This is a genomic window from Arthrobacter sp. 2YAF22_2 (assembly GCF_052114645.1).
Taxonomy (GTDB): domain Bacteria; phylum Actinomycetota; class Actinomycetes; order Actinomycetales; family Micrococcaceae; genus Arthrobacter.
Genome location: NZ_JBFRFD010000485.1, coordinates 1 through 2,714, shown reverse-complemented (window position 1 = coordinate 2,714; position 2,714 = coordinate 1). Strand labels below are relative to the sequence as shown.

General features: G+C 64.7%; 4 protein-coding genes. 2 read left to right on the top strand and 2 right to left on the bottom strand.

Annotation, left to right across the window (positions count from 1 at the left end; genetic code table 11):
• The first annotated feature begins 45 nt into the window (after positions 1 to 45).
• Positions 46 to 438 carry a VOC family protein gene (locus AB4Y86_RS16235; protein WP_441403209.1) on the top strand — a complete coding sequence of 131 codons (393 nt, stop codon included), beginning with the start codon at positions 46 to 48 and terminating at the stop codon, positions 436 to 438.
• Between the two features lie 40 nt (positions 439 to 478).
• Here the strand turns inward: AB4Y86_RS16235 and AB4Y86_RS16230 are convergent, their stop codons facing one another.
• Together AB4Y86_RS16230 and AB4Y86_RS16225 are read right to left on the bottom strand one after the other, a co-directional pair.
• Positions 479 to 1,333 carry a 3-hydroxyacyl-CoA dehydrogenase gene (locus tag AB4Y86_RS16230; RefSeq protein ID WP_441403208.1) on the bottom strand — a complete coding sequence of 285 codons (855 nt, stop codon included), beginning with the start codon at positions 1,331 to 1,333 and terminating at the stop codon, positions 479 to 481.
• Positions 1,334 to 1,359: 26 nt separating this feature from the next.
• The gene (locus tag AB4Y86_RS16225) at positions 1,360 to 1,992 is read right to left on the bottom strand and encodes a TetR/AcrR family transcriptional regulator (protein WP_441403207.1); all 633 of its coding nucleotides are present in this window, start codon (positions 1,990 to 1,992) and stop codon (positions 1,360 to 1,362) included.
• 69 nt (positions 1,993 to 2,061) lie between these two features.
• Between AB4Y86_RS16225 and AB4Y86_RS16220 the strand changes: the two genes are divergently transcribed.
• Positions 2,062 to 2,714, top strand: a 653-nt coding sequence (locus AB4Y86_RS16220) for a flavin-containing monooxygenase (protein ID WP_441403206.1), incomplete at its 3' end; no start/stop codon positions are given.

Sequence of the window (2,714 nt, the reverse complement as noted above, 5' to 3'; positions counted from 1 at the left end):
GGATAGATTGGAACTAGAGGGGACAGGAAGCGCTATCGTGGTGCCATGCCGAGCCAACTAGCTTCTCTTGCCATCGACGCGATCCGGCCCAGGGTGGTCGCCGACTTCTGGTGCGCCGTCCTCGACTGGCAGGTTGTCGACGAGGATACAGACATCATCAGCATCGCGCCGCGGGATGAAACCAGCCCTTCCATTGATGTGATCGCCGTGCCCGAGGGCAAGACCGTCAAGAACCGGCTGCATTTCGACCTGCGGGCCGACGGCGTGTCCACCGGCGAGGAGTTGGAGCGCCTGCTCGCCTTGGGCGCGGTCCGCGCGGATGTGGGCCAGGGCCAGGACGTCAGCTGGGTGGTCCTGGCCGACCCGGAGGGCAACGAGTTCTGCCTGCTGTCCCGGTCCGTCCAGGACCTTGAGCGAGAACAGGGCCTTCAACCCTAAGGTTTCCCCTACTCCCCTGTCCCCTCTCCTCAGAGCGGAATCAGTATTTGTAGAAGCCCTCGCCCGTGGCGACGCCGAGCTTGCCCTGATCGATGTAGTTGGTCTTCAGGTACTGCGCGAAGGCCTGCGACCCGGCGTTCGGGGAGGACGAGGCGATGTTGTACGCGGTGGTCAGGCCGACGACGTCGTAGATCTGAAACGGTCCGCTGGGCGCTCCGGTGGCAATCCGCCACGTTTTGTCGATCGTCTCCGGGCTGGCGACCCCCTGCAGCAGCAGCCCGGCGGCCGCATTCAGCAGTGGTACCAGCAGCGAGTTGACGACGTAGCCGGCTTTCTCCTTCTTGATCTCGATCGGCTCCAGCCCGCTGTTTCGGGCGAACTCGACGACGGCGTCAAACACTTCCGTGTCGGTCTCAGCCGTCCCCATCACCTCGGCGATGTTCTGCGCCCAGATGTTGTTGGCGTAGTGGATGGCGAGGAAGCGGTCCGGGCGGCCGGTGGAATCCTTGAGGTCGCTGGGCAGCAGAGTCGACGAGTTCGTCGCGAAGATGGTCCTGGCCGGGGCGAGGCCCCCGAGCTTGCGGTAGACGTCCCGCTTGAGTTCGAGCAGTTCGGGGACCGCCTCGATCACGAGGTCTGCGTCGGCGACGGCGTCGGCCAAGTCGGCGGTGAGGCGGAGGTTTTCCAGGGCTGCCTCGGCGTTGCCCTCCGAAGCGCCGGCTACCTTCGCCTGGTAGATGCCGGCGAGCCGTGCGAAGCGCGCCCGCGCCTTCTCGAGGGCGTCGTCGTCAATGTCGTAGGCGGTGACCGCGAATCCGTGGAAGGCGGCCTGGTAGGCGATCTGGGAACCGAGCACTCCGGTGCCGAGCACGGTCAAAGTTTTGATGTGGGGCATTCGAGTTCTTCCTTTCGACGCGGACGTTACCGGCGCCCGGGATTGACGGAACCGTAGATGCTGCGGATCCAGATGGTTGACAACACGCCCAGGGCGCTGGACTCCTCGATCGCGGGACTCTCCCGGTTGAGGGCCGCAGTGATCACCCGTTCGTTCATCAGGTTGAGGCTTACCGCCAGGTCGTGGGGGTCGGTGCCTTCCGGCGCAGCGCCGCGCGCTTGCTCGGACAGGATCACGTCGCTCGAGAAGTCGACCCAGGACTGCATCGACTTGGACCAAAGCGCCCGGACCTCCTCGTTGCGGGCCCTCGCTGCGATTGCCGCGGTGGCGACGCCGCGGTGGGCCACGAACACCTCGACGAACATGCCGATCGAACGCGTCCAGGCTCCTACGGGGTCGCTCGCGAAGTCCCGCGGCAAGTCGCCGACGCGGTGTTCCACCTCGGTGATAACGCGATCCAGAAGGGCCAGCAGCACATCGTCTTTGGACGAGAAGTAGAAATAGAACGTCGGACGGGAGATGCCCGCGCCCTTGGCCAGCTCCTCGATCGAGATCTCGTCGAAGGCCCGCTCGCCAATGAGCGCCTCGGCGGTGATAAGGATCGCGTCCTGGCGCTCATCCCCCGAAACCCTTGCAGTACGTCTGCCTCGTTGAGCCATGGGCCTATCCTAGCGCGGCCTATCAACACACTGTTGACTCTCTCGACTTTGAGTCGATAACGTGGCCTGATGAGCGAGCACGTGGATGTGTTGATTGTCGGAGCAGGGTTGAGCGGCATCGGTTTTGCCAGCAGGCTGAAGCGCGAAATGCCGGGGAAGAGTTTCGCCATCCTCGAGTCGCGGGGTGCGGTGGGAGGAACCTGGGACCTCTTCCGGTATCCGGGCGTCCGCTCCGATAGCGACATGTACACCCTCGGTTACTCCTTTCGGCCTTGGGCCGGGGTCAAAGCGATCGCCGACGGCGATTCGATCCGCGAGTACATCGAGGCCACCGTTGCGGACGAGGGCCTCGCATCCCAGATCCGGCTGAATCACCGGGTCGTGTCGGCGGAGTGGTCAAGCGAAACCGCACTGTGGACCGTCATCGCGGTCCAGACGTCGGGCGGCGAATACCGACCGGACGACGCCGAATCCGGTGCCGGCGAGCCGGTTACGTTCACCTGCTCGTTCCTGTCCGTGTGCTCCGGCTATTACCGCTATGACGAGGGGTTCACCCCGGCCATCGAGGGGGCGGAGACCTTCGCCGGCTCGATCGTGCACCCGCAACACTGGCCGGCGGACCTCGATTACGCGGGGAAGCAGGTGGTTATCATCGGCAGCGGAGCCACCGCCGTGACGCTGGTGCCGTCGATGGCGAAGTCTGCCGCCAAGGTGACCATGCT

Excerpts from the sequence above, each read along its gene's own strand:
- AB4Y86_RS16230 (WP_441403208.1), bottom strand. The coding sequence starts at position 1,333 with ATGCCCCACATCAAAACTTTGACCGTGCTCGGCACCGGAGTGCTCGGT.
- AB4Y86_RS16235 (WP_441403209.1), top strand. The coding sequence starts at position 46 with ATGCCGAGCCAACTAGCTTCTCTTGCCATCGACGCGATCCGGCCCAGG.
- AB4Y86_RS16225 (WP_441403207.1), bottom strand. The coding sequence starts at position 1,992 with ATGGCTCAACGAGGCAGACGTACTGCAAGGGTTTCGGGGGATGAGCGC.